The organism is Mycobacterium sp., assembly GCF_032162605.1.
Lineage (GTDB): Bacteria > Actinomycetota > Actinomycetes > Mycobacteriales > Mycobacteriaceae > Mycobacterium.
In genome coordinates, this window is record NZ_JAVROT010000609.1 from 13,909 (window position 1) to 40,459 (window position 26,551).

The 26,551-nt window shown below is 67.4% G+C and carries 20 protein-coding genes and 1 pseudogene; 12 read left to right on the forward strand and 9 right to left on the reverse strand.

The annotated features are described in order from the left end of the window. Positions 1 to 29: 29 nt before the first annotated feature. From oppC to oppA, 3 genes are all read left to right on the forward strand, one after another. Positions 30 to 908: an oligopeptide ABC transporter permease OppC gene (gene oppC / locus QOI01_RS34925; RefSeq protein ID WP_526388663.1), complete on the forward strand. Its 879-nt coding sequence runs from the start codon at positions 30 to 32 to the stop codon at positions 906 to 908. Then, positions 905 to 2,737, forward strand: coding sequence for an oligopeptide ABC transporter ATP-binding protein OppD (gene oppD / locus QOI01_RS34930; RefSeq protein ID WP_526388625.1), 1,833 nt, complete (start codon positions 905 to 907; stop codon positions 2,735 to 2,737). The genes oppC and oppD overlap by 4 nt, the downstream gene beginning before the upstream one ends. A gap of 71 nt (positions 2,738 to 2,808) precedes the next feature. After that, positions 2,809 to 4,470: an oligopeptide ABC transporter substrate-binding protein OppA gene (gene oppA, locus QOI01_RS34935; RefSeq protein WP_526388627.1), complete on the forward strand. Its 1,662-nt coding sequence runs from the start codon at positions 2,809 to 2,811 to the stop codon at positions 4,468 to 4,470. Here the strand turns inward: oppA and QOI01_RS34940 are convergent. Then, positions 4,460 to 5,764 (reverse strand): alpha/beta fold hydrolase, encoded by a 1,305-nt coding sequence (locus tag QOI01_RS34940; protein WP_526388629.1) that lies wholly within the window; start codon positions 5,762 to 5,764, stop codon positions 4,460 to 4,462. The two genes, oppA and QOI01_RS34940, sit on opposite strands and share 11 nt — an antisense overlap. An 89-nt stretch (positions 5,765 to 5,853) precedes the next feature. On the opposite strand from QOI01_RS34940, the gene QOI01_RS34945 reads away from it, so the two are divergent. Then, entirely contained in the window at positions 5,854 to 7,113 is a 1,260-nt protein-coding gene (locus tag QOI01_RS34945; RefSeq protein ID WP_526388631.1) for an acyl-CoA dehydrogenase family protein, read from the forward strand. A 27-nt stretch (positions 7,114 to 7,140) separates the two neighbouring features. On the opposite strand, the gene QOI01_RS34950 is transcribed toward QOI01_RS34945, so the two are convergent. Together QOI01_RS34950 and QOI01_RS34955 are read right to left on the reverse strand one after the other, a co-directional pair. Beyond that, entirely contained in the window at positions 7,141 to 9,786 is a 2,646-nt protein-coding gene (locus QOI01_RS34950; RefSeq protein ID WP_526388633.1) for an AAA family ATPase, read from the reverse strand. Then, the gene (locus tag QOI01_RS34955; protein ID WP_526388665.1) at positions 9,783 to 10,934 is read right to left on the reverse strand and encodes a metallophosphoesterase family protein; all 1,152 of its coding nucleotides are present in this window, start codon (positions 10,932 to 10,934) and stop codon (positions 9,783 to 9,785) included. The genes QOI01_RS34950 and QOI01_RS34955 overlap by 4 nt, the downstream gene beginning before the upstream one ends. Before the next feature lie 151 nt (positions 10,935 to 11,085). Here QOI01_RS34955 and QOI01_RS34960 point away from each other — a divergent pair, with 151 nt between their 5' ends. Next, positions 11,086 to 11,592, forward strand: a complete 507-nt coding sequence (locus QOI01_RS34960) for a SixA phosphatase family protein (RefSeq protein ID WP_526388635.1) — start codon at positions 11,086 to 11,088, stop codon at positions 11,590 to 11,592. Positions 11,593 to 11,602: 10 nt separating this feature from the next. Here QOI01_RS34960 and QOI01_RS34965 read toward each other — a convergent pair whose 3' ends face one another. Further along, positions 11,603 to 12,157 (reverse strand): DUF3558 family protein, encoded by a 555-nt coding sequence (locus QOI01_RS34965; protein WP_526388637.1) that lies wholly within the window; start codon positions 12,155 to 12,157, stop codon positions 11,603 to 11,605. Continuing rightward, positions 12,154 to 12,675 (reverse strand): DUF3558 family protein, encoded by a 522-nt coding sequence (locus QOI01_RS34970; protein ID WP_526388667.1) that lies wholly within the window; start codon positions 12,673 to 12,675, stop codon positions 12,154 to 12,156. Before QOI01_RS34970 ends, QOI01_RS34965 begins: the two co-directional genes overlap by 4 nt. A 184-nt stretch (positions 12,676 to 12,859) precedes the next feature. On the opposite strand from QOI01_RS34970, the gene QOI01_RS34975 reads away from it, so the two are divergent. The 3 genes and pseudogenes from QOI01_RS34975 to QOI01_RS34985 all read left to right on the forward strand — a co-directional run bounded on the left by QOI01_RS34975 (position 12,860) and on the right by QOI01_RS34985 (position 18,811). Next, positions 12,860 to 14,656: an ABC transporter ATP-binding protein gene (locus QOI01_RS34975; RefSeq protein ID WP_526388639.1), complete on the forward strand. Its 1,797-nt coding sequence runs from the start codon at positions 12,860 to 12,862 to the stop codon at positions 14,654 to 14,656. Further along, entirely contained in the window at positions 14,653 to 16,554 is a 1,902-nt protein-coding gene (locus tag QOI01_RS34980) for an ABC transporter ATP-binding protein (protein WP_526388641.1), read from the forward strand. Before QOI01_RS34975 ends, QOI01_RS34980 begins: the two co-directional genes overlap by 4 nt. 42 nt (positions 16,555 to 16,596) lie before the next feature. Beyond that, positions 16,597 to 18,811, forward strand: a pseudogene (locus QOI01_RS34985) (molybdopterin-containing oxidoreductase family protein). Between the two features lie 43 nt (positions 18,812 to 18,854). On the opposite strand, the gene abmR reads toward QOI01_RS34985, so the two are convergent. Together abmR and QOI01_RS34995 are read right to left on the reverse strand one after the other, a co-directional pair. Then, positions 18,855 to 19,415, reverse strand: a complete 561-nt coding sequence (gene abmR, locus QOI01_RS34990; protein ID WP_526388643.1) for an ATP-binding transcription factor AbmR — start codon at positions 19,413 to 19,415, stop codon at positions 18,855 to 18,857. A gap of 67 nt (positions 19,416 to 19,482) precedes the next feature. Further along, positions 19,483 to 19,686, reverse strand: coding sequence for a hypothetical protein (locus QOI01_RS34995; protein ID WP_526388645.1), 204 nt, complete (start codon positions 19,684 to 19,686; stop codon positions 19,483 to 19,485). 121 nt (positions 19,687 to 19,807) lie between these two features. Between QOI01_RS34995 and QOI01_RS35000 the strand changes: the two genes are divergently transcribed. The 4 genes from QOI01_RS35000 to QOI01_RS35015 are packed head-to-tail and all read left to right on the forward strand — an operon-like array spanning position 19,808 to position 24,673. Continuing rightward, positions 19,808 to 20,698 carry an AIM24 family protein gene (locus tag QOI01_RS35000; protein ID WP_526388647.1) on the forward strand — a complete coding sequence of 297 codons (891 nt, stop codon included), beginning with the start codon at positions 19,808 to 19,810 and terminating at the stop codon, positions 20,696 to 20,698. Further along, a complete protein-coding gene (locus QOI01_RS35005; RefSeq protein ID WP_526388649.1) occupies positions 20,695 to 22,293 on the forward strand; it encodes a class I adenylate-forming enzyme family protein in 1,599 nt (532 codons plus the stop codon). Before QOI01_RS35000 ends, QOI01_RS35005 begins: the two co-directional genes overlap by 4 nt. 44 nt (positions 22,294 to 22,337) lie before the next feature. Further along, on the forward strand, positions 22,338 to 22,541 hold the full coding sequence (locus tag QOI01_RS35010) for a cation transporter (RefSeq protein ID WP_526388651.1): 204 nt from the start codon (positions 22,338 to 22,340) through the stop codon (positions 22,539 to 22,541). Further along, positions 22,538 to 24,673 carry a heavy metal translocating P-type ATPase gene (locus QOI01_RS35015; RefSeq protein ID WP_526388653.1) on the forward strand — a complete coding sequence of 712 codons (2,136 nt, stop codon included), beginning with the start codon at positions 22,538 to 22,540 and terminating at the stop codon, positions 24,671 to 24,673. The genes QOI01_RS35010 and QOI01_RS35015 overlap by 4 nt, the downstream gene beginning before the upstream one ends. Here QOI01_RS35015 and QOI01_RS35020 read toward each other — a convergent pair whose 3' ends face one another. Continuing rightward, a complete protein-coding gene (locus QOI01_RS35020; RefSeq protein ID WP_526388655.1) occupies positions 24,674 to 25,291 on the reverse strand; it encodes a GIY-YIG nuclease family protein in 618 nt (205 codons plus the stop codon). It lies immediately after the preceding gene. 79 nt (positions 25,292 to 25,370) lie between these two features. Further along, a complete protein-coding gene (locus QOI01_RS35025) occupies positions 25,371 to 26,492 on the reverse strand; it encodes an adenylate/guanylate cyclase domain-containing protein (protein ID WP_526388669.1) in 1,122 nt (373 codons plus the stop codon). Positions 26,493 to 26,551: the final 59 nt, after the last annotated feature.

Consider the following 26,551-nt stretch of genomic DNA (forward strand, 5'->3'; position numbering starts at 1 on the left):
CGCAGGAGAGCTCAACCGCGCAGTCCGGCATCGTCGCGGGGGCCTTCGCATCACGGCGCACCCTCGTGCTGCGGCGGTTCCTGCGCAACCGGCTCGCGGTGGCGGCGCTGGCGATCCTGGTGCTGTTGTTCGTCGCATGTTATGCGCTGCCGCCCCTGCTGCCCTGGACCTACGCCGAGCTCGACTACCTGTCGTTGCAGCAGCCGCCGAGTGGGCGCCACTGGTTTGGCACCAACGCATTGGGCCAAGACCTGCTGGCCCAGACGCTGCGCGGAATGCAGAAGTCGCTGCTGATAGGCGTGTTCGTCGCCTTCATCTCGACGACCATCGCCGCCGCCGTCGGGTCGATGGCCGGCTACTTCGGCGGCTGGCGAGACCGCGCGTCGATGTGGGTGGTCGACCTGCTTCTGGTGGTGCCGAGCTTCATCCTGATTGCGGTCGTCACACCGCGGATAAAGCACTCGGACACCACCTTCTGGCTCATCCTGCTGCTGTCTGCCTTCAGCTGGATGATCAGCTCCCGTATCGTCCGCGGACTGACGATGAGCCTGCGCGAACGCGAGTTCGTCACGGCCGCAAGATATATGGGTGTCAGTAACTGGCGCATCATCGTTCGCCACGTACTGCCCAACGTCGCGTCGATCCTCATCGTGGACACCGCGCTCAACGTAGGCGTCGCGATTCTGGCCGAGACGGGGCTCAGCTTCCTCGGATTCGGGATCCAACCGCCCGATGTGTCGTTGGGCACGCTGATCGCCGACGGCACCGCATCCGTGTCGACGTTTCCGTGGGTCTTCCTGTTCCCGGCCGGCGTGTTGGTGCTCATCGTGCTGTGCGCCAACCAGATTGGCGACGGGCTTCGGGACGCGCTCGACCCTGGATCCAGAACGCTTCGGCGGCGCAAATGAGCGATCTACTCCAAGTGGCCGACCTGAAGGTCACCTTCCCCACCGATGCCGAAGAGGTGGCCGCGGTCCGCGGAATGACGTTCGACGTGCGACCTCGTGAAGTGGTCGCCCTGGTCGGTGAATCCGGAGCGGGCAAGTCGGCGACGGCAATGGCGATCGTGGGGCTGCTGCCCGAGTTCGCGAGGGTATCGGGATCGGTGCAATTGCACGGCGACGAGCTGGTCGGCTTGGACGACAAACGCCTGTCCCGCATCCGGGGCCAGGTCATCGGGACGGTGTTCCAGGACCCGATGTCTGCCCTCACGCCCGTCTACACCGTCGGCGACCAGATCGCCGAGGCCGTGCGCGTGCACCAACGCGACCTGAGCAGCCGTGCCGCCCACACGCGGGCCGTCGAACTGCTGGAGCTCGTCGGCATCTCCCAGCCCGATCGGCGGGCCAGGTCCTTCCCACACGAACTGTCCGGCGGCGAGCGTCAGCGCGTCGTAATCGCGATGGCTATTTCGAACGACCCCGACCTGATCGTCTGCGACGAGCCGACGACAGCTCTCGACGTCACCGTGCAGGCGCAGATCCTCGACGTTCTGCGAACAGCGCGCGACGTCACCGGGGCCGGCGTCCTGATCATCACCCACGACCTCGGTGTGGTGTCCGAATTCGCCGACCGGGCTCTGGTGATGTACGCGGGCAGGGCAGTCGAGACGGCACCGGTCGCCGACCTGGCCCGAACCCGCGCCATGCCGTACACGGTCGGACTGCTGGGGTCGGTGCCTCGCCTCGACGCCGCCCAAGGCTCCCGACTGGTGCCGATCCCGGGTGCCCCACCGTCGATGGCCGCCCTTGCGCCGGGCTGTCCCTTCGCGCCCCGCTGCCCGCTGGTGATCGACGACTGCCGTTCCGAGGAGCCTGCACTGCGGAAGATCGCGCCCGACCACGAGGCCGCGTGCATTCGTACCGACCAGGTCGAGGGCCGTTCGGCGCCCGACGTCTACGGCGTCTCGACGGATCCGCCCGAATGGACGCTCGATGCCGATGCTCCCGTGGTGTTGCGCGTCGAGAATCTGATCAAGACGTACAAGCTGACCAAGGGTGCGGTGTTCCGACGCCAGATCGGCGAGGTGCGGGCGGTCGACGGAATCAGTTTCGAGCTACGACAGGGCAGGACGCTGGGAATCGTAGGTGAATCGGGGTCCGGCAAGTCGACGACACTGCACCAGATCCTGGAATTGACCAAGCCTCAGGGCGGTTCGATCGAGGTGCTAGGCCGGGACGTCAGCACCCTCGACCCGCGGGGACGGCGCTCTCTACGTGGGGACCTGCAGGTGGTGTTTCAGGACCCGGTCGCCTCACTTGACCCCCGCCTGCCCGTCTTCGATGTGCTGGCAGAACCGTTGACCGCCAACGGCTTCGCCCGGAAGGGCGTCGACGAACGGGTAATCGAACTGCTGAAGGTGGTCGGCCTGCGCCACGAGGACGCCAGCCGGTATCCTGCCGAGTTCTCCGGCGGGCAGAAGCAGCGCATCGGCATCGCACGGGCCCTCGCGCTTCAGCCGAAGATCCTGGCGCTCGACGAGCCAGTGTCGGCCCTGGACGTCTCCATCCAGGCCGGGATCATCAACTTGCTGCTGGATCTGCAGCGGCGCTTTGGGCTGTCCTACCTCTTCGTCTCGCACGACCTGTCCGTGGTCAAGCACCTCGCGCACGACGTCATCGTCATGCTCAAGGGCTCTGTCGTCGAATCCGGTCCTGCCACCACGGTATTCGGAGATCCTCGGCACGAATACACCCGACGTCTGCTGAGCGCCGTACCGCAACCCGCAGCGGGCTGAGACATGCGCTGAGGCCCCAGACCCGACGCGGCGCCCACGTGGAAGGAATCGGCACCACTAACATCGGCAGGATGATCACCCGACGTCTTGCCGGTGCCCTCTTCGCGGTCTGCCTCGCCATCACCTCGTGTTCAGGTGGCGACCAGCCTCCGCCATCGGCGGGCGGCAACGCGGAGATCGGCAAGACCAACGACATCAACCCACAGAACCCCGCCACCCTGCGCGACGGTGGCGATCTGCGGCTGGCGTTGTCTGGCTATCCGCCCAACTTCAACACCCTTCAAGTGGACGGCAACCTCGGAGAACTGGGTGGCCTGCTCAGATGGACGATGCCTCGCGCGTTCGTCATCTCTCCCGACGGCGAGGCGACGGTGAACAAGGATTACTTCACCGACGTCGAGCTCACCAAGACCGATCCCCAGGTCGTCACCTACACGATCAATCCGAAGGCGGTGTGGACTGACGGAACGCCGATCACGTGGGAGGACATCGCCTCGCAGATCGCCGCCACCAAGGGCACCGATCCCGCATACCAGATCGCCGCGCCAAACGGCAGCGAACGGGTGGCATCGGTCACCAGAGGTGTCGATGACCGGCAGGCCATCGTCACCTTCGCCAAGCACTACGCCGAGTGGAAGGGCATGTTCGCGGGCAACGGCATGCTCTATCCCAAGAGCATGACGGCCAACCCCGATACGTTCAACCGTGGCCAGCTCAATGGACCCGGCCCGTCAGCGGGTCCGTTCATGGTCACGAACGTGGACAAAGGCGCACAGCGGATCACCTTGGGCCGCAACCCGAAATGGTGGGGCGCGACACCGAAGTTGGACTCCGTCACCTATTCGGTGTTGGCTGACGCGGCCACGATCCCGGCGTTACAGAACGGTGCACTCGACGCCGTCGGCCTCGCTACTCTCGATGAACTCACGATCGCGCGACGCACGCAGGGCATCTCGATACGCCGTGCGCCCGCAGCCAGTTGGTACCACTTCACCTTCAACGGCGCACAGGGCTCGATTCTGGCCGACCCCGCATTGAGGGCTGCGGTCGGCAAGGGAATCGATCGCCAAGCCATCGCCAGCGTCAGCCAGCGTGGGCTCGTCGATACGCCAACGCCGTTGAACAACCACATCTACGTTGCGGGCCAGCAGGGCTACCAGGACAACAGCATTCCCTTCGACCCGGAGGCCGCCAAGCGCGAACTCGACGGTCTGGGCTGGACGATGAACGGACAATTCCGCGAGAAGGACGGTCGCAAACTCGTAATCCGCGATGTCTTCTACGACGCCCAGAGCACACGGCAGATCGCGCAGATCGCCCAAAGCACGCTTGCACAGATTGGAGTGGACCTGCAGTTGACCGCCGCAGCAGGCGGCTCGCTGTTCAGTGACTACATCACGCCGGGAAACTTCGACGTCGCCCAGTTCGCCTGGGGTGGCGACGCATTCCCTCTGTCTGGACTGACCCAGATCTACCTGTCGAAGGGCGAGAGCAACTACGGAAAGATCGGCAGCCCGGAAATCGATGCCAAGATCGAGGAAACGCTCGCCGAGCTTGATCCGGTAGCGGCGCGCGTCAAGGCCAACGAACTCGACAAGCTGATCTGGGCGATCGGATTCAGCCTGCCGTTATTCCAGTCGCCCGGCAACGTGGCGGTGCGCAGTAATTTGGCCAACTACGGGCCGGCCGGCATCGGCGACTTGAACTACACCATCGTCGGGTTCATGAAGTAGTTCCGCCGTTCCCCTGCCGAGAAGTCGAGGGGGACTCGGGTGTCGAGGTGACGTGACGAACCGCCCGCGGCACCACGGACGGCACCACCGACTCCGCGGCCGCGGCGGCGGTGATCGCCCGCCTCAGCAGGCGGACACTGAGCAGGCTCGGCTCCGCGTCGAGTTGCGCTGACCGACCGGAAAGTTCACCTATCTCACCGGCGTACACGGCCTTGACGATCTCGAGCACCGAGGCTTCCTTGGTGTCGATGACGCTGTGTCCGGTGGTGGGCATGTCGACGAGCACCGAATCGGGGATCAAGTCGACGATCCGGCACGCCACCGCGCGCGGGGTGGTGAGGTCGCGACCACCCGAGATCACCGCGGTCGGCCAGGTGAATCCCGGCATCGCCGCGACGAGGTCATAGGGCTCGGCGACGAAATCGACTTCGCCGGTAGCCATTTCGCGCAGAGCCACAGCGGGATCGAGCGGCTTGCCGTCCGGCACCGCGCCATAGTTGAGCTCGCGGTAGCCGATGCGGCCGACGAGGTCGGGTTCGTTGTGAAACGGCGTCGTGCGCTCGGCCAGCAGCCGAGTGCCGAGTCCGACGGCGCCCCACACCCAATCGCGATCCTTGAGCAACAGGTCGAGCTGCCGACCGAGAAGCTCCGGGCCGCCGAGTCCGTACATGTCGGCGGCGAGTTGGGTCGACGCAGGGGTGAGCACACCGTCGTCGACGAGCGTGCGCACTTTCGCCGCGAGCTCGGCAGTCTCGGGCTCGTCGCCGTCCCACAGCACCCGGCGGACGGCCGCCCGCACCGCATCGACGTCGTCGGCCGCCAATAGCGGAGAGTCCAGGACCATCGCGTGCACCCGTCCGGGGTGTTGCAGACCGACGCCCGCGGCCAGGTAGGTGCCGTACGACGTGCCATAGAGGACCGCCTCGTCGACCTGAGCGTCGCCGAGCACCGCGGCGATGTCGTGAACGGCGGCATCGATGGTCAACGCCTCCGGGGGTAGGTCGATCCCATCGTCGTCGTGCCGGGACATCCCGACGCCACGGTGCTCGACCATGATCACGTCCAGGCCATCGGCCACGGCGTGCTTGCGCAGGCCGCGGTAGAGGGCCACCGATGCCGCGCCGGGGCCGCCAGGGATGATCACCAGCGGGTGCGCGGACTTCTCGCCGACGCGGACGTAGAACAGGTCGAACTCGTCGGGCCCGTCAGCCAGGATGGGCCTGCGGACGGAGCGCACACCGGGCAGCGCCGCCAGCCTGTCGTGGACTCGGCGGCGCCCAGCATTCATCGTCATCGGCCACCATTGTGCCCCGTCCTCGACTCTTAGGTTCGGCACGAGCCAAAGCAGTGCCGCCATGCGTGGTCTTGCGTAGAAACGATGCCATGACCACCGTCGAGAACAACAGCCGCGTTCTGCCCGGCTCGCCACAGTGGGACGAGCTGCTGGCCCACATAGCAGCCGGCGCCAAGGACCGAGACCTCAACGACGAGAACCCCTTTGATCAGGTTGCTGCACTCAAGCGGGCAGGCTTCGGAACACTGCGGCTACCTCACGAGCTCGGCGGGTCGGGATTGACTGTCCCGCAGCTGTTCTCCGCGGTGATCGACGTCGCTCGGGCCGATCCCATTGTGGCCCACATCTTCCGGACGCACTTCTGGTTCACAGAGGAGCGGCTGCGCACGCTCGGCGGGCAGGAGCGGAACGACCGGGGATTTGGCCCAGGCGACCCGGCGTCGCTGCAATGGCTGCGCAAGGTCGCGGACGGCAAGCTCTTCGGCAACGCGTTCAGCGAGAAGGGCAGCAACGCCGTGGGCAGCCTGGTGTTCAACACCCGCCTGCTGCCCGATCCGGCCGGAGGCTACCGGCTGGAGGGCGAGAAGTTCTACAGCACCGGCACCCTGTTCTCCGACTATCTGACGGTCACCGCCACGACCGACGACGACTCCGTGGCGACCGTCGTGCTGCCCGCGGACCGCACGGGAGTGAAGCTCATCGACGACTGGGACGGGTTCGGCCAGCGCCGCACCGGCACGGGGACCACCATCTTCAAGAACGTTTCGCTCACCTCCGACGAGATCCTTGCCGAGGTGCCGTACGACGCCGAACCGGTGCCATCGGTGCAATACGCGTCATTGCAGCTCTACATCCACGCGGTGGTCGCGGGCATCTTGGCCGGCGTCGTGGACGACGGAGTGAACCTGTTGCGCTCCCGCGACCGCAGCTTCAGCCACGCCCCGACCGACCGTCCCACCGACGACCCACACCTGCAGCGTCTGCTCGGCGAGCTGGCCAGCACCGCCTACATCGCGAAGGCGGCCGTGCTCGACGCCGCCGAGGCGATCGCCACCGCGACGAACTCGGCCGCCTCGACCTCCGACGGCAACCCGGACGCAGAGCTGGCCACCGAGACCCAGCTGAAGGTCGCGAAGGTCAAGGTCCACCTCGACGCGATCGCCCCCGAGGCCGCGACCCGGCTGTTGGAGCTCGGCGGTGCCAGCGCGGCCAGCAGACAGAAGGGCCTCGACCGGCACTGGCGCAACATCCGGACGATCACCCTGCACAACCCCGTGGCCTACAAGGCGGTCGCGATCGGCCAGAACCTGCTGCACGGCACACCCGTTCCCGCCAACGCCTACTTCTGACCCCCCACCCCCGCGAGTTGGGCGCGCTCAGTTGCGGTCAGCGCGACCCGGCGCGCCGAACTCGCTCAATTCGAGGTGTTGTGCACCGGCGATTCCGGCGTACCGCTCGGGGCTGCACGTCAGGACGATCACCTGGCCATCGCCACCGACGGCGTCGAACACCTGGCCCATCTTCGCCAGTCGGTCGGGATCGCTGAAGCCGAGCGCGTCGTCGATGACGACCGGGACCCCGTCCTCCTTGGCTACCAGCGCCGCACTCGCCAGCCGAGCCACGATGCCGAGTTGCTCCCTGGCACCGCCCGACAGCGAGTCGAACGGGACGGTGCGGCCGTGCAGCGTACGGGTGAGCATGCGAAGGTCGCCGTCGATCTCGACCTCGAAATCGCCACCGAACACGATGCGACCCAAGCGCTCGACCTCCGCACGGAACGGCTCCACGTAGCGCAGTCGCGATTGGTCCCGGTGGCGCGTCATCACTGACTGGAGCAGCTGTGCCGCCCCGGCGCGGCGCTGGATCCTGGCATGTTCGGTGGACGCATGCTCGCGCTCGGTCTGCGCGGCGTCCAGCCGTCCCTTGCGGCCCTCCGACCCGTACACCCTCAGCTGGGCCGTCAGCTCACGCAGCTGGCCACCGACCTCGTCGTGGCGTTCGCCGAGATCGGCCGCGTTGCGCGAGGCATCCGCCAGCTCGGCCGCCACCGCCGTCGGTGCCGCGGCTGCGAGTTCGGTGTCGATGGCCATTACCCGAGCCGCCACCGCGCGAGCCCGTTCACCGTCGGCCTCGGCCTGAATGACCAGCTGGTCGTCGGACTGTGAGTCGCGTTGCCTGACAAGGCGTTCCGACGCCGCCGCGACCTCGTCGCGTGCCGTGGTCAGTTTGGACTGCGCGACGGTCACCGCCCCCGCGAGCTGGATTGCGCGCGAGGCGGCCGCAGCCGCGGCATCACGGCGGGACTCGTGATCGACGGCAGCTTGCCGGTGCGCATCGGCGGCCGCCTTGAGTTCGGTACGCGCCACCTCGGCTCGACGGTCACCTGCCCCCGACACCGGTGCGTCACTCACCTCGGCGAGACGCGCCCGGAATGCGTCGACGGCGTCATCGCCGACCAGCCCATCGAGGGTGGCCCGCAGCCGATCGCGGGACGCCGCCAGTTCCCGCCTTCTGTTGTCGAGCGCCCGCGCAGCCGCGACGTCGGCGACACCCGCCTCCTCCAGCAATACGTCCAGCAGCCGGCGTGCCTTGTCGAGCTTTCCCTGCGAGTCGGCGGCAGGCGCCCCGGGCACCACCCGCACCGTCACCACACCCGGCACTTCGACGTCGGTGGCGGTCGTCACGTTCTGTGACCACGTGGCGCCCGCCGAGAGCTCGACCAGCTGGCCCGCGACGACGAGCCGAACCTCGGTGGCAGCATCGAATTCCACTCGCGCCGAGGACAACTCGGCCTGCGCGGCGGCCCGCTCAGTGGCCAGTACGGCCAGCTCGACGTCACGCATCACGTCGTCGGACAAGGCGATCTGCGCGAATTCGGCCTCGACGCCGAGCAGTCCGCGTTCGACCGAGTCGATCCTGGCGAGCCTGGCCGTCAGCTTCTCCGCCTCGTCACGGCGGGCGATCCGCTCGACCGTGCTGCGGGCGGCATCGAGCAGAACCTGGCAGCCTTCGGCCGCCACCCGGGCGACCGCCGAGGCTGCCGCGGTGGCCACGGCGACCTCGTTCGCGGCGACCTCGTCACTCGCGGCGGCTTCCACTGCCGATTCCAGACCGGTGATGGTGGCGGATCGTTCGGCCAGCTCGGCGCGCAGCCTGCGACGCTCGCCGAGTGCGGCGTTGGAGGCAGCCTGCGCCATCTCGGCCGATTCGGCGAGGGCACGTGCCTGGGCGAGACGGTCGGTGAGCTGCTTGATGGTGTCGGCCGCCGCCTGAGCTGCCTCGAGCCGCTTGACGGCCGTCACCACGTCGAGTGAGAGGCGAGCCAGTTCATCAGCGGTCCGACCATGGTCGGCCACCGCTTGGTCGACCTCGTCGACCGCCGCCTGGCACAACTCGACCTGCAGCTCAGCCTCGCGCAGACGACCGACCGCGGTGGCCCACAGTCCAGTCGCCCTGCCCGTCGCCGTGAAGTACTGCCGAAACTCGGCGTCGATCCTGTCGATCAGCAGCGGCTCGCACCCCGACATGGTGACCGTCTGGCCCGCTGCGACGTCGAGCGCCCGCGCCAGCGCATCGCAGCCCGAAAGATCAACGGAAGCAGTCGATCCCGACTGCAACACGCGTTGGGCGTGCCAGAGGTCGGTGTCGACGGTCTCGGCGAGGATGGCCTGGACACGGTCGTGTGCCTCGTCGCCGGTGAGCTGCTCACGTACCGGAGAGGACACCGCCAAGCTGGTCTGTTGCCTCTTGTGGAAACGCTTGTGGTACTCGAATCGGTAGGGTCCGGTGGAGATCGTGGCCGTGATCTCGGCGCCCTCGTCGAGGTGCGTCGGCTTGACCTGCTTGACTTCCTTCTTGGTCGAGCGGTCCTTGGCCTCCAGCAGCAGGTCGAGAGCTTCGATCATCGATGACTTGCCGATCTCGTTGGCGCCGGAGACCACGACGACGCCACGATCGGGAAACTCGATGTCCCGGTATGCGATTCCCCGGTAGTTCCTCAAGACGAGACGATGCAACTTCACGCGGCGCTACCCCTCTCGGCAAGGCGCAGCAGCAGTGCAAGCGCGGCCCTCGCATCATCGGCCTGGCCGCCGTCGGCACGCGCGGTGGCCACCAGTTCGTCGACGGCGGTGGCCGCGAAGCCACCGATGCCGAGATCGTCGAATTCACCGTCGGCGGGCACTACGGCGATGTCCGTCTCCCTGTCCCAGGTGCTGAGCGCGGCGAACAGCCGGGCGTACCTGTCCAGGCACGCGTCGAGCGCCGCCTTGTCGGTCACGGTCAGCGTGCCGGTGAGCGCGATCTGCACCACCGTGCGTTCCTTGTCGGGCAACTGGTCGAGATTGATGTCGAGATCGACGACGTCCCTCGCGGTATCGACCGATCGGCGCAGCGTGACGAACCTCCACCGGCCGACCCGGCGGCCCGCCACGCGAACCGCGCGTTCCGGATCGTCCTCGTCCACGTCGACGACGAGCACGTGGCCGGGATCGGGTTCGATGTGGTCGTAGTTGGTGACTTCGGGTGAGCCGGAATACCAGACGCGGCCCGTCGAGCCCACGTCGGTGCGAGAGTGCTTGTCGCCCAACGCGACATAGTGCACGGCACCACGCGCGAGCGCGGCCTCGACGGTCGCCAGTCGGATCAACGACGGCTTGTCCCTGTCGGGCTCGAAGAGGTCGACCCCGCCGTGGCCGACGACGACACGGGTGACGCCGTCCGCGGTGAGGCCGTCGAGCACCTCGCCGACGAGATCGGTGTTCGGCTTCTTGGAACGCCAAGGCGCCGCGACGATCTGGAGGCCGGGACGCACCTCGTGCACTCCGGCGCGGTTGAGCACGATGACGTTGTCCGGACGTTCGGCAAGGAACAGTGCGCTGGTGTACACGGACGAGGCGTCGAGCGGATCGTGGTTGCCGGGAAGCAGATACACCGGAACCGTGATGGCCCGCATGGCCTCGAGCGACTGGCTGATGTCGCGCGGAGCGAGCTGATTGTGCTCGAAGACGTCTCCGGCGACGACGATGAACTCTGCGCCCGTCTCGGCCGCGAGCGCGCCCAGCCCTGCGACGGCGTCCCGACGTGCGGCCGAATATCGTGGCTGTGCCTCACCGTTGAGGAAGTGGCGGGTCATGCCGAGCTGCCAGTCGGCGGTGTGCAGGAAGCGCATCGGTGACCCCTCGGCTCTCTCGTCGTTCCCCGTCTCCTTGACGGGCATGGCGAGTGTAGGTCCGGGCCCTGACAAGTCGGTGGACCTCGGTCGGCATGTGCGCGAGCGACCTCGTCAATACGCCCGACGCGTACCGGTTAACGTGGTGTCGATGAGCGCACCCGACCGCACCCTGCTGCTACTCAGGCACGCCAAGTCGGACTACCCCGATGGTGTCGCGGACCACGAACGCCCACTCGCACCGCGCGGTATCCGGGAAGCCGGCCTCGCGGGCGACTGGATCAGGGCGAACGTCCCGGAGGTGGGCGCGGTGCTGTGCTCGACCGCGACCCGCACCCGTCAGACGCTCGCACGCACGGGCATCGGCGCGGACGCGCGCTTCGAGGACGACCTCTACGACACCGCGCCGGGCACCGTCATCCGCCTCGTCAACGGCACGGACGACGGCGTCGAGACGCTACTGGTGGTCGGGCACGAACCCACCATGTCCACGCTGGCGCTGGGCCTGTCAGATCCGGATGTGAGCGATGCGGAAGCGGCCGAACGGATCTCGTTGAAATTTCCCACCTCGGCGATCGCCGTCCTGCGGACCAGCCAGCCGTGGCATCGCCTGGAGCTGCACACGGCGATGTTGGTCGCCTTCCACGTGCCTCGTTAGGTGACGCCGACTAGTTGTTGGTGTTGAGCGTGAGCTCCATCAGCTTGATGGCCATGGCGCACGCATCGACGCCGGGCGTCTGCGGATTGACCCACCAGCCAACCACGCCCGCCGCGTCACTCGCCACGCCACACGCACCGCTGGCGTCGTTGGGCTTCATCACGATCGACTGCACGCCCGCCACCGAGCGGCTCTCGACCTGGTACTTGAGGAAGTCCGCGACCTTGCGTTCGTTGTCCAGGCTGCCCTGCTCGAACCAGAACCGGGTGATGTCGACGAGGCCCGACGGGTTCAGAGCCTGCCACCGGCACAGCGCGCCGACGAAGGTGCTCTGGATGTCCAACGGGTCGGCGCCCACCGTCTTGGCGAGGACGTCCGTCGTCAAGACGTCACACTCCTTGAGAAGGTTGGGGTACGTCTTGGCCGAGTTGTCGTTGCGCTGGGTGTTGCCTCCGGTGCCCGCCTTGACCGCCTGGCCCGACACGTCCCGCGAGCAGCCGGCGAGCAGCATCACCGTGGCCAACACCGCCATCACGCCGGCAGCCACCCGGCTGGGGGAGCTCATTTCGAATTCACGATCGACTGGCGGGCGAGTTCCTTGGCGACGTCACATGCGTCAGGGTACGGCTTCTCCGCGAAGCTGACCGACCACTCGATGAAGTCGTCGTCGAACTGGATGCCGATCTCGCACAGGCTGGGGCCCAGTGGCGGGGCGTCGTTCAAGGCGATGAATCCGCCGTGTCCTTCGATGTTGACGTCCTCCACGCTGGTGCGCGACAGTTCCTCGGTCTTTCGCTCGCGGCCGATCGGGCTGCCCCGGTACCAGTTGAACGAGAAGTGGGGTCCCAGGATCCCGCCGCCCAACAGCCACTGGCAGCCCACCGACGTACGTGCGGTGTTGACCAGGCCGTTGACCTTGGTCAGTTGGGCCATCGTCTCGTCGGAGATACCGGCGCACTCCGGGAACATCGGCCCGTGCTTGGAGTCTGCCGCAGGCGCGGGACCCGACGGGTTGCCCGGGCCCGCCGATTGGTTGGAGCCACCGGAGCAGGCCACGAACAGCGGAATCATCGCGGCTGCCATCACGGTCAGCGCTTTGGCATTGCGTCCACCCCTGCGGCGGCCGCGTCGTGCAATCACGCCCGCAACTGTAGCGGCAGCCTCGTGGCACAACCACCGACATGCCGACTGACCTGGAGTTTTCGCCGGATTCCCGGGCGTGTGGGCGGACAGGTTGCCAACGCGCGCGATGTGCAACAGTTGCGGAATGCTTTGGGCGCTGCTGCGACGGTATGCGCGGCCGTACCGCGCGCCGATCGTCATCGTCGCCGCGTTTCAGGTGATCAGCACGCTGGCGTCGCTGTACCTGCCGACCATCAATGCCGCGATCATCGACGACGGCGTGGCCAAGGGCGACACCGCCGCGATCGGCGAACTCGGCGGGATCATGCTCGGGGTCACCGCACTTCAGGCCGCCTGCGCCGCCGGCGCCGTGTACTTCGGTTCCCGGGTGGGGATGGGCTTCGGTCGCGACCTGCGCTCGGTGATGTTCCACCACGTGACGGGCTTCTCGGCCGAAGAGACCGCCCGCTTCGGCGCTCCGACGCTGCTGACCCGCACCACCAACGACGTGCAGCAGATTCAGGTGCTGCTGCAGATGACGTGCACCATGCTCATCACCGCCCCGATCATGTGCGCCGGCGGCATCGCGATGGCGGTGCACCAGAACGCGGGGCTGTCCTGGCTGCTGCTGGTGAGCGTGCCCCTGCTGGGGTTGTCCAACTTCTGGATCGTGTCGAGGCTGCTGCCGATCTTCCGCAGGATGCAACGGCTGATCGACGGCATCAACCGCGTCATGCGCGAGCAGCTCTCCGGCATCCGCGTGATCCGCGCCTTCGCCAGGGAGCCCTACGAGCGGGCCCGGTTCCGCGATGCCAACGAGGCGCTGGCGGACACCGCCTTGACGGTGGGCCGGCTACAGGCGCTGATGCTGCCGCTCACCACGCTGGTGATCAACGTGTCCAGTGTCGCGTTGATCTGGTATGGCGGCTTGCGCATCGACACGGGCGAGATGCAGGTCGGCTCACTGATCGCGTTCCTGTCCTACTTCATGCAGATCCTGATGGCCGTACTGATGGTGACGCTGCTGCTGGTGATGCTGCCGCGCGCTTCAGTGTGCGCCGAGCGCATCTCCGAGGTGCTGTCCACGACGCCCGCGATCGCGAGCCCGGAGGACCCCGGGCGACCGGATGCGAGTGTGGGCGAGATCCGGATTAGCGACGCGACCTTCAGCTATCCGGGCGCCGACAAGCCCGTGCTGCAGGGGATCTCGCTGACCGCCCGGCCGGGCACCACCACCGCCGTGGTGGGGTCGACGGGATCTGGCAAGTCGACGCTGATCTCGCTGATCTGCCGACTGTTCGACGTGACCGCTGGGTCGGTGTCCGTCGACGGCATCGACGTGCGCGACTACGACGTCGAGACGCTGTGGTCGACGATCGGGCTGGTGCCCCAACGCGGCTACCTGTTCTCGGGGACGGTCGCCGAGAATCTGCGCTTCGGCAAGGCGGACGCGACGGACGACGAGATGTGGGAGGCGTTGCGCATCGCGTCGGCCGACGGCTTCGTCTCCGCACACCCGGAGGGGTTGCAGATGCCCGTCGCCCAGGGCGGCATCAACTTCTCCGGCGGTCAGCGGCAGCGGCTCGCAATCGCCCGCGCCGTGATCCGCAGGCCCGCGATCTACCTGTTCGATGACGCCTTCTCCGCGCTCGACGTCCACACCGACGCGCGCGTCCGCGCCGCACTCGGTGAGGCCTGCGCGGAATCGACCGTGCTCATCGTCTCGCAACGCATCTCGACGGTGATCGACGCCGACCAGGTCGTGGTCATCGACAACGGTAAGGTCGTCGGCACCGGAACGCACCAGTCGCTCCTGGCCGACTGCCCCGTGTACGCGGAGTTCGCGGACTCGCAGGCGATCACCGGAGCCGCCCCGGCGGCGACCTTCGCCCCAGGAGCCGCCCCGGCGGCGACATCAAACGGCGTGGGGGATCCGAGATGACCGGACCGGTAGGTCGTCGACTCAACGCCGGCCTCGACACGCCCCGTCAGAGGTCCAAGGACTTCAAGGGGTCCGCGATCCGACTGGTGAAACGGCTGACGCCGCAACGTGTACCGACCGCCATCGTGCTGCTGATCGGCATCGTCGGGATCGCGATCGGCGTCGTCGGCCCGCTCATCCTCGGGCATGCGACGGACCTGTTGTTCAGCGGTGTCATCGGTAGGCAGCTGCCAGCGTCCATCACCAAGGAACAGGCCGTCGAGGCGGCCCGGGCACGCGGGGACGGCACCTTCGCCGACCTGCTGTCCGGCATGAACGTCGTCCCCGGCCATGGCGTCGACTTCGCCGCCGTCGGTCGCACGCTGCTGCTGGCACTGGGCCTGTATCTGCTTGCGTCCCTGATGCTCTGGATTCAGGCACGTCTGCTCAACGTCATCATCCAGCGCACCATGGTGGCGCTGCGTGCCGACGTCGAGGCCAAGGTGCACCGGCTGCCCCTGGCGTACTTCGACTCCCGGCAGCGCGGCGAGGTGCTGAGCCGCGTCACCAACGATGTGGACAACATCCAGAGTTCACTGTCGATGACGATCAGCCAGCTGTTGACCTCCGTCCTGACCGTGGCTGCCGTGCTGGTGATGATGGTGTTCATCTCGCCACTGCTGGCGCTGATCACCGTCCTCACAGTGCCGCTCTCGCTGTGGGCGACCCGCACGATCGCGCGTCGCAGCCGCGACCACTTCATCGCGCAGTGGCGCAACACCGGACGGCTCAACGCGCACGTCGAGGAGACCTACAGCGGATTCACGGTCGTCAAGACGTTCGGCCACCGCGCGCTGGCCGAGGACAAGTTCCGCGAACTGAACGACGACGTCTACGAGGCCAGCTTCGGCGCCCAGTTCCTGTCCGGCCTGGTGTCCCCCGCGACGACGTTCGTCGGCAACCTGAGCTACGTCGGCGTCGCCGTCGTCGGTGGCCTGCAGGTCGCGACCGGCCAGATCACGCTCGGCCACATTCAGGCCTTCATCCAGTACGTTCGCCAGTTCAACCAGCCACTGACCCAGGTGGCCGGGATGTACAACACCCTGCAGTCCGGAATCGCCAGTGCGGAGCGCGTATTCGACCTGCTCGACACCGAGGAGCAGACACCCGATCCGCCCGGTCCCGCCGCCGACCGGCGTGGTCCGGGACGGGTGGAGTTCGAGCACGTCGACTTCGAATACCGTCCCGGCACCCCGATCATCGAGGACCTGTCGCTGCTCGCCGAACCCGGCAGCACCGTGGCGATCGTCGGACCGACCGGGGCGGGCAAGACCACGCTGGTGAACCTGCTGATGCGGTTCTACGAGGTGGACTCGGGCCGCATCCTCATCGACGGAGTCGACATCACCTCGATGAGCCGCCACGCGCTGCGGTCCTGCATCGGCATGGTGCTGCAGGACACGTGGCTGTTCGGCGGCACCATCTACGACAACATCGCCTACGGACGACCGGACGCCGACGAGGACCAGGTCATCGCGGCGGCGCGGGCCGCGCACGTCGACCGGTTCGTACACACCCTGCCCGGCGGCTACCAGACATTGATCTCCGACGACGGCGGCAACATCAGCACCGGCGAGAAGCAACTGATCACCATCGCCAGGGCGATCCTCGCCCAGCCGAGCCTGCTTATCCTCGACGAGGCCACCAGTTCGGTCGACACGCGCACCGAGCTCCTGGTCCAGCAGGCTACCGCCGAGCTGCGCAGGGACCGAACGAGTTTCATCATCGCGCATCGACTTTCAACCATTCGCGACGCCGACGTGATCCTGGTGATGGAGGCGGGCCGGATCGTCGAGCGAGGCAGTCACGATGAACTGATCGCCCGCCGCGGTGAGTACTGGTCGATGACGCAGGCCTGAAACAAGCGATCTGCTCAATGCCAATCGTCTGATCGGCGGTGAGTGGTTCCGGCAGGATGGCGCCGTGAGCAATGGCAGGGCCCCAAAACGGTGCACACCTTCTGCAGGTACTGCCTGGCGTCATGCGGTATCGAGGTGACCGTCGAAGACAACACGGTCACCAAGATCGGGCCCGACAAGCAGAACCCGCACAGCTGGCACGACTTCTGCACCAAGGGCCGCACCGCCAACCAGCTCGTCGTGCATCCGCGCCGTATCCTCAATCCGATGCGCCGCGTGGGTGATTCGTACGTCGAGACGTCGTGGGAGGAGGCCATCGGGGACATCGCGACCCGGATGAACGCGCTGATCGACGCGGGTGGCTCCGACTCCATCGGGGTGTACTACGGAAACCCGGCGGGCTTCTCGTCGTCGAACATCATCTTCATGAACGGCCGGCTGGATGCCATCGGCACGCACAGCCGCTACTTCGTCGGCTCTGTCGACCAGAACGCCATGCACGTCGTCTCGGAGGCGATGTACGGGTCTCAGCTCATGTCGCCGGTGTCCGACATCGACGACTGTGACTACTTCCTGCTGGTGGGCACGAATCCCGCCGTCGGCGCCTGGAGCTGGCTGGAGACCGTGCCCGGCGGTTGGCGGCGTGCCCTCGATCGCCAGAAGGGCGGCGCCACACTGGTGGTGGGCGACCCCGTGCGCACCGAATCCGCTCAGAGGGCCGACATACACCTGGCGGTGCGGCCCGGCCAGGACTGGGAGCTGCTGCTGGCGATGGTCAAGGTGATCCTCGACCACGGGCTCGAGCACGAGGAGGACTGCCGCGATCTGGCCACCGGCCTGCCCGAGTTGCGCGCCCTCGTCGAGGCCGCCTATCTCGACGACCTCTCCGCCCGGTGCGAGCTCCCCCGACACCAGATCTAAGGGGTAGCGCGCGACTTCGCTCTTGCCCGTGGCGCGATGGTGGTCACTCGCACCGGCGTATCCCTGCACGAAGCGGGCACCATCGCAGAGTGGCTCGGCCACGTTCTCAACGTCATCACCGGCTGGATGGACCGGCCCGGCGGTCGCCGATTCGAACGCGGATACGTCGACGCGCTGCGGATGTTCGACCTCGCAAGACCCGCCCACCTGAGCAGGTTGCGGGGCCGCGAGATGATCGCGGGCGCCCACGGCCTCGCCGACCTGCCCGATGAGATCACCACGCCGGGAGACGGCCAGATCCGGGCCTTGGTGATCAACTCCGGCAATCCGGTGGTGTCCGGACCCGATGGCGCGAAACTCGATGCGGCCCTTGAACAATTGGATCTGTTGGTGGCCGTCGACTTCGTGCAGCGCGAGAGCCACCGCCACGCGCACTGGCTGTTGCCCGCCGTGCACTGGTTGGAACGCAACGACCTGCCCGCGTTCACCAGCAGCATGCACGACGAGCCGTTCGTACAGTACGGGTCAAGGCGGTCGAACCGCCACCGGGTACGCGCGAGGAGTGGCGCATCTGGATCGACCTCGCGATCGCGATGCGCGGGCCACTGTTCGGGACGAAGGGCGTCAACTCGTTCATCTCGGCAACCCGTCGGATCGCCCGTCTCAGCCGTCAACCGGGACTGGAGTTCAGCCCCCACTGGATCGACCGCCTGCTGATCGCCACGTCGCGGAAGATCAACGGCCGCAAGCTGAAGTGACGCGACGTGGTCGACAACCCACACGGCCTGGTGCTGGGGCCGCGGGAGTTCGGGCTTCAGGGATGCGCTGCGCACTGACGACAAGTTGGTGCACGCCGCGCCACCGGAGTTCGTCGCGCGTGCGCGCGAACTGTTGGCCGCATCCAGTCCGGTGGCGCCCGAGGGCTATCCGTTCACCCTCGGCAATCGGTGGCGCAGACATTCGATGAACTCGTGGCTCAACGAACTGCCCGCCTGCATCCTTCGGGCAAGCACAATGAGGTGTTGATCAATCCGGCCGACGCGGCGGAACTTGGCATCGGCGACGGTGACAGGGTGCGGGTGTTCTCCGCCGTCGGCTCCGTCGAACTCGACGCGTCACTGTCGGATGGATTGCGGCGCGGCCTGGTGGTCGTCGACCACGGCTGGGGTTCGAGGATCTTCGACCCCGTGGCGGGCGCGAGCCGCAGTCCTTCGGCGTCAACCGCAACCTGCTGATCGACGGCGAGTCCATCGACCCGCTGTTGCAGACGTCGGCGCTGAGCTCGTCCTACGTCGGAGTCGAGCCCCTCGCTATTAGTGCGATTTCGGCGCGTTGACCCGCGGTGAGCGCGGACAAACGCGCCGAAATCGCAAGGTGGCCTAGATCTCGGGGCCCTCGGCGCGCACGTCGTCGACCTTCGACATCGCGTCGCGCAGCTTGCCGAGCCATTCGTCGGTGTGCTCGCCGACGAGCCGAACCGACCACACCAGGGCATCGGAGCGCGACCGCGCCACACCGGCGTCGACCAGCGTGTCGAGCACCTGACGCTCGGGCTGGCGCAGGCGCGTCATCACCGGAACGGCGATGTGCGTGAACAGGATTCGCTCGTATCCTTGGTCACCGACCGCCCCGATTTCTATGCCCCAGGCGACCTTGCGACCGTAGCGGTGCTCGGCCTCGTCGGCGATGCGCATGCGCTCCGATCGCGTCTCCTCACGAAAGCGTGCGGCCCGACCGGACGCGCGGGCGTCGCTTTCCTCGCCATCGATTTCAGGAAGCCGGCCGACGACGGTGATCTCCTCACGATCGACGACGACCGTCGGATCGCCCGAGAACCAGCTCTCGGGCAGGCGTCCGGCGATCCACTCAGACGCGTCACTCGCGTCGGGTTGCTGTGACTGATGCCAGCCGCCGGGGCGGCCGCGGTGATGTTGTTTCATGATTACATGATTACGTTGTTACAGCCGGTTTGGGGCAAAATTCACCGAGGGCGAAAGCGCGACGCCGTCAGCGCAACTTGCGAACCAGCGCCAGACTGCCGCCGACGACCATGGCGATCAGGAGCAGGACCGCCCATCCCGCGCCGGCGAGCGCCCACACCACACCGACCGCGATGATCCCTGGCGAAGCCACGAACAGGACCATTCCCGGGTGCTGCTTGACGACCTCGAGGGCACTGCGCGCCCGCGCCGGATCGATTTCTTTGGACATCTGCCCAGCATGCCAGGTCGGAAGGCTCGCCGAGGGCGAGACAACCTGAACTTCGGACGGTTGCCATAGTCTTCCTGCGAGACTTGGTGGACACGCCGCAATCGAGCCGAGGAGCGAAACGGTGACTGGACCTGGACCTGGACCTGGCAGCTGGCAACCGGACCCCGAGGGCCGCTACGACTATCGCTGGTGGGACGGCCAGGGCTGGTCCGACCACGTGTCCCATCAAGGCCAGGCCGGCAGGGCGCCGCTCGGCGGGGCGCCACCTCAGGCTCAGCAGCAGACGCCGAGCCCGCAGGCGTCGGTCCAGGGCGGCGACCCCGGTCAACCCGCCGGTGACGCTTTCGCGGGCATCAGCGGCGACCTGGTCGACGGCCGGTTCAGCGAGAAGGAAGCCAAGCCGATCGCGAACCAGAACGCGAAGCTGCTGCGCGTGCGCCTCGGCGATCCGTTCATGGCGCGGCAGGGCTCGATGGTCGCCTACCAGGGCAACGTCGACTTCGCGTTCGAAGGCGGCGGCGCGGGCAAGTTCCTCAAGAAGGCGCTGACCGGCGAGGGCCTGCCGCTGATGCGCTGCCAGGGCCAGGGTGACGTGTTCCTCGCCGAGCAGGCCCACGACGTGCATCTGCTGAACCTGACGAACTCGGGCCTGTCGATCAGCGGCAAGAACGTGCTCGCCTTCTCCGCCAACCTCGACTGGAACATCGAACGGGTCAAGGGCGGCAGCATCGCGACGGGCGGACTGTTCAACACGACGCTGCGCGGCACCGGCTGGGTGGCACTGACGACCGACGGCCCGCCGGTGGTGCTCGACGCCGCCGAGGCGCCGACGTTCGCCGACACCAACGCCGTGGTGGCGTGGTCGGCGAACCTGCAGACCCAGTTGAAGACCAGCTTCAAGGCGGGCGCACTGATCGGACGAGGTTCGGGCGAGGCGCTGCAGGTCGCCTTCCACGGCCACGGATTCGTCATCGTCCAGCCCTCGGAGGGCATCCAGATCCCGACGCAGTGACCCACACGTCGAGCAAGGTGTGGAGCGCGGAGGTCCGCGCGGGTTCCTACGGCGGCCACGACGGTCTCGTGTACGACTGTGGCCCGTCCACGTTCGACGACCTGGTCTCCGGGACTCGGGTGTGGACCGACCGACCCTTCCTCGTCCACGGCGACCGGCGCATCACCTTCACGGGGTTTCGCACCGCGGCCTACGCGGCCAGGGCGCACCTCGCCGGCCTTGGCATCGAATCCGGCGACCGCGTCATGGTGTCCGGATACAACAGCCCCGAGTGGGTGGTGGCGCTGTGGGCGCTGTGGCTGTCGGGTGCCGTGCCCGTCCTGGCCAACCGATGGTGGAGCAGCGCCGAAATCGACCACGCCGTAGAGGTTCTGGCACCCCGGCACGTCCTGACCGATGGCGACCTCGCGGTCACCGCCCCCTGCAGCGCCCTCGGTGACCTATGTGCGGCGTTCGACGCCGGTGACGTCGACGATTCCCCCGCACCCGACACCGACGCCGACGACCCTGCGTTGATTCTCTTCACCTCAGGCAGCTCGGGGATGCCGAAAGCCGTTGAGCTGTCGCGCCGCTCGGTGATCTACAACCAGCACGACATCATGCAGCGGACCGGCCGGCTGCCCCATCTGCTCGACGACGACTCCACGCAGGTGGTCAGTCTGGCCACCACGCCGATGTTCCACGTCGGCGGGCTGTCGAGCCTGCTCACCCACTTCCTGACCGGCGGGAAGATCGTGATGACCGAGGGACGCTTCGATGCGGGCCAGATCCTCGCGCTCATTCAGCGGGAGGGCATTCAGATCTGGGGTGCGGTGCCCACCATGGCAATTCGCATCCTCGAACACCCCGACTTCGATTCGTTCGACCTGTCGAGCCTGAAGTCGTGGCCCCTTGGCGGGGCGCCCGTCACCACCGCTCTGCTCGATCGGATCAGGGCCAAGCTGCCCAGGCTGCGTGAGCGCGGGCTGAGCAACACCTGGGGCATGACCGAGGCAGGCGGTTTCCTCACGGTGGCCGACGCGCGGGACCTGAGCCGTCATCCCGGAACCGTGGGCCGGCCGTACCCCGTCGTGGAGATCCGCATCGCCGACCCGGACGACGATGGGGTCGGAGAGGTGCTGGCCCGCTCGCCCACGGTGATGAACGGCTACGTCGGGGTCGATGCGGCAGTATTGGGAGTACAGGCGGCGGAGACCGTCGACGCCGACGGCTGGCTGCACTCCGGCGACCTGGGCCACCTCACCGAGGACGGTTACCTCTACATCGACGGCCGCAGCAAGGACGTCGTCATCCGAGGTGGCGAGAACATCGCCTGCCCACACGTGGAGGCCGCGATCGCCACGCATCCCACCGTGGTGGAGGTGGCGGCGTTGGGCATCCCGCACCCCGACCTCGGTGAGGAACTCGTTGCAGTGGTGGTGCACCAGGCCGACGCCGAACCGCCCACCGCCGAGGACCTGACCGCTCACGTGACGGGCGTGCTGTCGTACTTCGCGATCCCCACGCGATGGGAGATCCGCGCGCAGCCGCTGCCGACCCTGGCAGGCGAGAAGATCGACAAGAAGTCGCTGGCGCGATCGTTCGGGGCGAACTGACGGGCGCGACTACCCATACCCCCTACGGGTATATAGTGGTTGTCATGAGCGTCTTGTTGGAAGTGCACGGCATGAGTTGTGCGCACTGCGTCTCGTCGATCACGTCGGCCGTCTCGCCACTCCCCGGGGTCACCGCCGTCGACGTCGCACTGGCCACGGGTACGGTACGCGTCGACGGCACGCCGGACGCCGAAGCGGTCGCCGCCGCAATCGAGGACGCCGGGTACGACGTCGCAACATCTTCATGAGCAATCTCACCCTGGCCGTCGACGGGATGACCTGCGCATCCTGCGCGGCCCGAATCGAGAAACGGCTCAACCGAATCGACGGGGTTCACGCGAGCGTGAACTTCGCGACCGAACAGGCGTCGGTCGACTTCCCCGACGGCGTGACTGCCGACGACCTGGTGGCCGCGGTCAAGGCCACCGGCTACACCGCGACGGTTCATCGCCACGAGCACGGCCATGACAGCGGATACCTGCGCAGGCTGGTCGGGTCCGCCGTGCTCAGCCTGCCGGTGCTCGCCGTGTCGATGGTCTCGGCGTGGCAGTTCACCGGGTGGCAATGGCTGGCCCTGGCACTGACCACCCCCGTCGTGGCGTGGGGGGCGTGGCCGTTCCACCGCGCCGCCGTGACGAACCTGCGCCACGGCGCGGCGACGATGGACACGCTGGTGTCCGTCGGGGTGCTGGCGTCGTTCCTCTGGTCGGCCTACCAGGTGCTCGCGGGACAACCGCACCACCACCTCTATCTCGAGGTCGCCGCGGTCGTCACCACCTTGATCCTCGCGGGCCGTTACTTCGAGGCCCGCGCCAAGAAGCAGTCGGGCGCCGCACTGCGCGCGCTGCTGGACATCGGCGCCAAGGACGTGGCCGTCATGCGCGACGGCGTCGAGCGGCGCATCCCCGTGGATCAACTCGCCGTCGGCGACGTCTTCGTCGTGCGACCGGGCGAGAAGGTCGCCACCGACGGCGTGGTCATCGGTGGCGCCTCGGCCCTCGACGCGTCGATGCTCACCGGCGAGTCCATGCCGATGGAGGTCGGCCTCGGCGACGAGGTGACGGGAGCGACGGTGAACGTCAGCGGGCTGCTGCAGGTCCGCGCGACGAGGGTGGGCGGGGACACCCGACTCGCCCAGATGGCGCGACTGGTCGAGGACGCGCAGAGCGGCAAGGCGGAGGTCCAACGGCTGGCTGATCGGGTGTCTGCCGTCTTCGTTCCCATCGTGATCGCGCTGGCCGTGCTGACGTTCACGGGGTGGCTGCTGGCAACCGGATCCGCGACCGCCGCGCTGACCGCCGCCGTCGCGGTGCTGATCATCGCCTGCCCGTGCGCGCTCGGTCTCGCGACGCCGACCGCACTTCTGGTGGGTACCGGTCGAGGCGCCCAGCTCGGAATCCTGATCAAGGGCCCGCAGGTGCTCGAGTCGACCCGGCGTGTCGACACCGTCGTACTCGACAAGACCGGCACCGTGACGACCGGCCGGATGAGCGTGGTGAAGGTGGTGGGCGACGACGACATTCTGCGACTGGCAGGCGCATTGGAGAGCGGTTCGGAGCATCCGATCGCCCGTGCCGTGACAGCTCGTGCGGTCGACGCAGGTGCGCTGCCGGCCGTCGGCGAGTTCGCCAACCATGGAGGTAGGGGCGTGACCGGCGTGGTGGAGGGCCGACGCGTGGCGGCCGGACGGTTGGCCTGGCTGCGCGACGAGCGCGGGCTCGAACCTGACGCCGAGTTGCTCGCGGGCGCCGACGACGCCGAGTCACTGGGGCAGACTCCGGTGTGGATCGCCGTCGACGATGCGATCCGCGCCGTCATCGTCGTTGCCGACACGGTGAAGGACACTGCCGCACAGGCGATTTCCGACATGCGCCGGCTCGGGCTGACTCCGATTCTATTGACCGGTGACAACGAGCGCGCTGCACTGGCGGTGGCCGCCCGGGTCGGTATCGACCCCGGGGTCGACGGCGTGATCGCGGGAGTGCTTCCAGCGGACAAGGTCGACCACGTCAAGCGCCTCCAGGCCGAGGGCAGGGTCGTGGCGATGGTCGGCGACGGTGTCAACGACGCGGCGGCGCTGGCCCAGTCCGATCTCGGGCTGGCGATGGGCACCGGTGCCGACGTGGCGATCGAGGCATCCGACCTGACGCTCGTCACGGGCGACCTGCGGGCCGCCGCCGACGCGATCCGGCTGTCCCGCGCCACCCTTGGCACCATCAAGGTCAATCTGTTCTGGGCGTTCGCCTACAACGTGGCAGCGATACCGCTGGCTGCACTGGGGCTGCTAAATCCCATGATCGCCAGCGCAGCAATGGCTTTCAGCTCGGTCTTCGTGGTGAGCAATAGCCTGCGGTTGCGGCGGTTCACGCCATCGCGCTAATCACCACTCGGCGAGCACGCGCATCTTGCCCGCCCTCTTCGCGGCGTCGCGTCTGATCTTCGTCAACTCCGGATAAAACGCATTGCGCGACTTGTCGTTCAGATTGAGCGGAGCCTCGAACGTGGTGATCAGTTCGTCCTCGAAGAGCCACGGCTCCGGACGAATCGCCCATGACACCAGCGCGTTCTCGGCCATCCACTGCGTGAGGACCGCCTCTCCCCCTGCGAACGTCTGCCGCTTGCCCGAGCCGACGCGGCGCAACTGGAGGCCCAGTTCCTTGGCGAGGAGGAGCCCGAGTGACTTGCGCAGCGTCGAACCGTGCGCATCGCCGCCGCCGCCGCCGAAGTGGTACCTGATGCGCTTGTGCAGGTCCTGGGCGATCGGCCGCGCCCCGGTTGCGGGCGGCGGGCCCGGACTGCTGCCGATGTAAAGAAGCGTCAGACCGTCGCGTTGTTCGCAGCCCGAAACGTCGATGGCCGGGGGAAGCGCACGGAACCACCAGCCGAACGCGCCAGGCGCGTTCGGGACGGGGCAGGGCTCGGCGAACACCTCTTCACGCGTATATGGTCGGGCGGCAAGGAAACTCGCTACTCCCGGGTCGAGCTGCCGTTCCGGCATGAGTCTTCCAATCGTCGTGCAGAGCGTCTCGCGAAGTGCGGCGGGATCGAGACGGTGCACCTAAGCGTAGAGGTAGGGGCTAGGCCTTCTCGGCCCTGCGGGCCCGGAACAACTTCACCTCGTCCTTGATGTTCTTGAGGCGCCTCGCCCCCACGAACGACCACGTCACCCCGTCGACCTCGCCGATCGCGTCACGGGTGGACTCCGACACCAGGATCGCACCGGGACGCGCTGCCCCGGTGACGCGGCTCGCGAGATTCACCGAGCTGCCGAACCAGTCACCGGCCCTGCTGACGGCCATCCCGGTGGCGAGGCCCACCCTCAGCCTGGGAAAGTCTTCGTCCAACTCGGTGGCGTCCAAGAGATCCAGGACCGCTTCGAGCATCGCGACGGGGTCGCTGCTGACCAGCATGACCTCGTCACCGATGCTCTTGACGTACCGGACCGGGGGCACCGCGACCTCCCGGGCCAGATCGGCCAGCCGGTGCGCGAGCTTCTCCAGATCCTCCGGAGGGACGACCTCACCGAGGCGGGTGAAACCCACGAGATCGGCGAACGCGATCGTCACGAGGCGGGCGCCCGGAAGGGGTTGCCCCTCAGCGCGTTCGGTGGTGGTCACCGCTTCGGTTTCCATGATGTGCATCAACTGCAGGCGCAACGTGTCTTCGATCAGCGGGCCGAGCATCGGCGCGACCTGTTGGACCAACGCCTCGGAGGCCTTGGCGGTGTCCAGTTCGGTGGCGCCCGGTTTCAATACGGCTGCCAGCGCCGCGTAGCGCATCACGTCCGCAGCCCGCGTCAGACCTTCGGCCAGCACCTGTAGGACCAGCACGAGGTGGTCGGCGGTGATTCCGAACTCGAGGAACTTCTGGGCATTGGCGAAGGTCTGCCCGTCGGACTTCGACAGGACGGGCGCTTCGGGATCATCCACCCTGGGCAGGCCCACCGCCCGCAGCATGCGTTCCAGCAGTTCCAGATCGATGCCAGCCTCTTCGCTGATCTGACGAGCCGACACCAGGGTGCCATCGTCACCCATGGCACGGCGTGTCGCCAGGAGCATCGGCGCGAACGCCTCACCGATCTGCGTGGCAGTGAACTCCTCCGCAAGCAGCCACTCGACCAGCTCCGCACGTTCGACCCGCGCCGTGCCATCGAGGCCGTCGAGCAGGCCGGACGATTCGATGTCGACCTCGTCTCCCACCGCGTCAACGTATACCGAGCGTTTGAGATGATTCGCTGCGATGACCGAACCGATGCGTG

What these genes read in the sequence shown, in the direction of transcription:
- QOI01_RS35015 (WP_526388653.1), top strand. Translation starts at nt 22,538, where the DNA reads ATGAGCAATCTCACCCTGGCCGTCGACGGGATGACCTGCGCATCCTGC.
- QOI01_RS34980 (WP_526388641.1), top strand. Translation starts at nt 14,653, where the DNA reads ATGACCGGACCGGTAGGTCGTCGACTCAACGCCGGCCTCGACACGCCC.
- QOI01_RS34940 (WP_526388629.1), bottom strand. Translation starts at nt 5,764, where the DNA reads ATGACGATGAATGCTGGGCGCCGCCGAGTCCACGACAGGCTGGCGGCG.
- QOI01_RS34970 (WP_526388667.1), bottom strand. Translation starts at nt 12,675, where the DNA reads ATGGCAGCCGCGATGATTCCGCTGTTCGTGGCCTGCTCCGGTGGCTCC.
- QOI01_RS34960 (WP_526388635.1), top strand. Translation starts at nt 11,086, where the DNA reads ATGAGCGCACCCGACCGCACCCTGCTGCTACTCAGGCACGCCAAGTCG.
- QOI01_RS34975 (WP_526388639.1), top strand. Translation starts at nt 12,860, where the DNA reads ATGCTTTGGGCGCTGCTGCGACGGTATGCGCGGCCGTACCGCGCGCCG.
- QOI01_RS34945 (WP_526388631.1), top strand. Translation starts at nt 5,854, where the DNA reads ATGACCACCGTCGAGAACAACAGCCGCGTTCTGCCCGGCTCGCCACAG.
- abmR (WP_526388643.1), bottom strand. Translation starts at nt 19,415, where the DNA reads ATGAAACAACATCACCGCGGCCGCCCCGGCGGCTGGCATCAGTCACAG.
- QOI01_RS34965 (WP_526388637.1), bottom strand. Translation starts at nt 12,157, where the DNA reads ATGAGCTCCCCCAGCCGGGTGGCTGCCGGCGTGATGGCGGTGTTGGCC.
- oppA (WP_526388627.1), top strand. Translation starts at nt 2,809, where the DNA reads ATGATCACCCGACGTCTTGCCGGTGCCCTCTTCGCGGTCTGCCTCGCC.
- oppD (WP_526388625.1), top strand. Translation starts at nt 905, where the DNA reads ATGAGCGATCTACTCCAAGTGGCCGACCTGAAGGTCACCTTCCCCACC.
- QOI01_RS35020 (WP_526388655.1), bottom strand. Translation starts at nt 25,291, where the DNA reads ATGCCGGAACGGCAGCTCGACCCGGGAGTAGCGAGTTTCCTTGCCGCC.
- QOI01_RS34955 (WP_526388665.1), bottom strand. Translation starts at nt 10,934, where the DNA reads ATGCGCTTCCTGCACACCGCCGACTGGCAGCTCGGCATGACCCGCCAC.
- QOI01_RS34995 (WP_526388645.1), bottom strand. Translation starts at nt 19,686, where the DNA reads ATGTCCAAAGAAATCGATCCGGCGCGGGCGCGCAGTGCCCTCGAGGTC.
- QOI01_RS35010 (WP_526388651.1), top strand. Translation starts at nt 22,338, where the DNA reads ATGAGCGTCTTGTTGGAAGTGCACGGCATGAGTTGTGCGCACTGCGTC.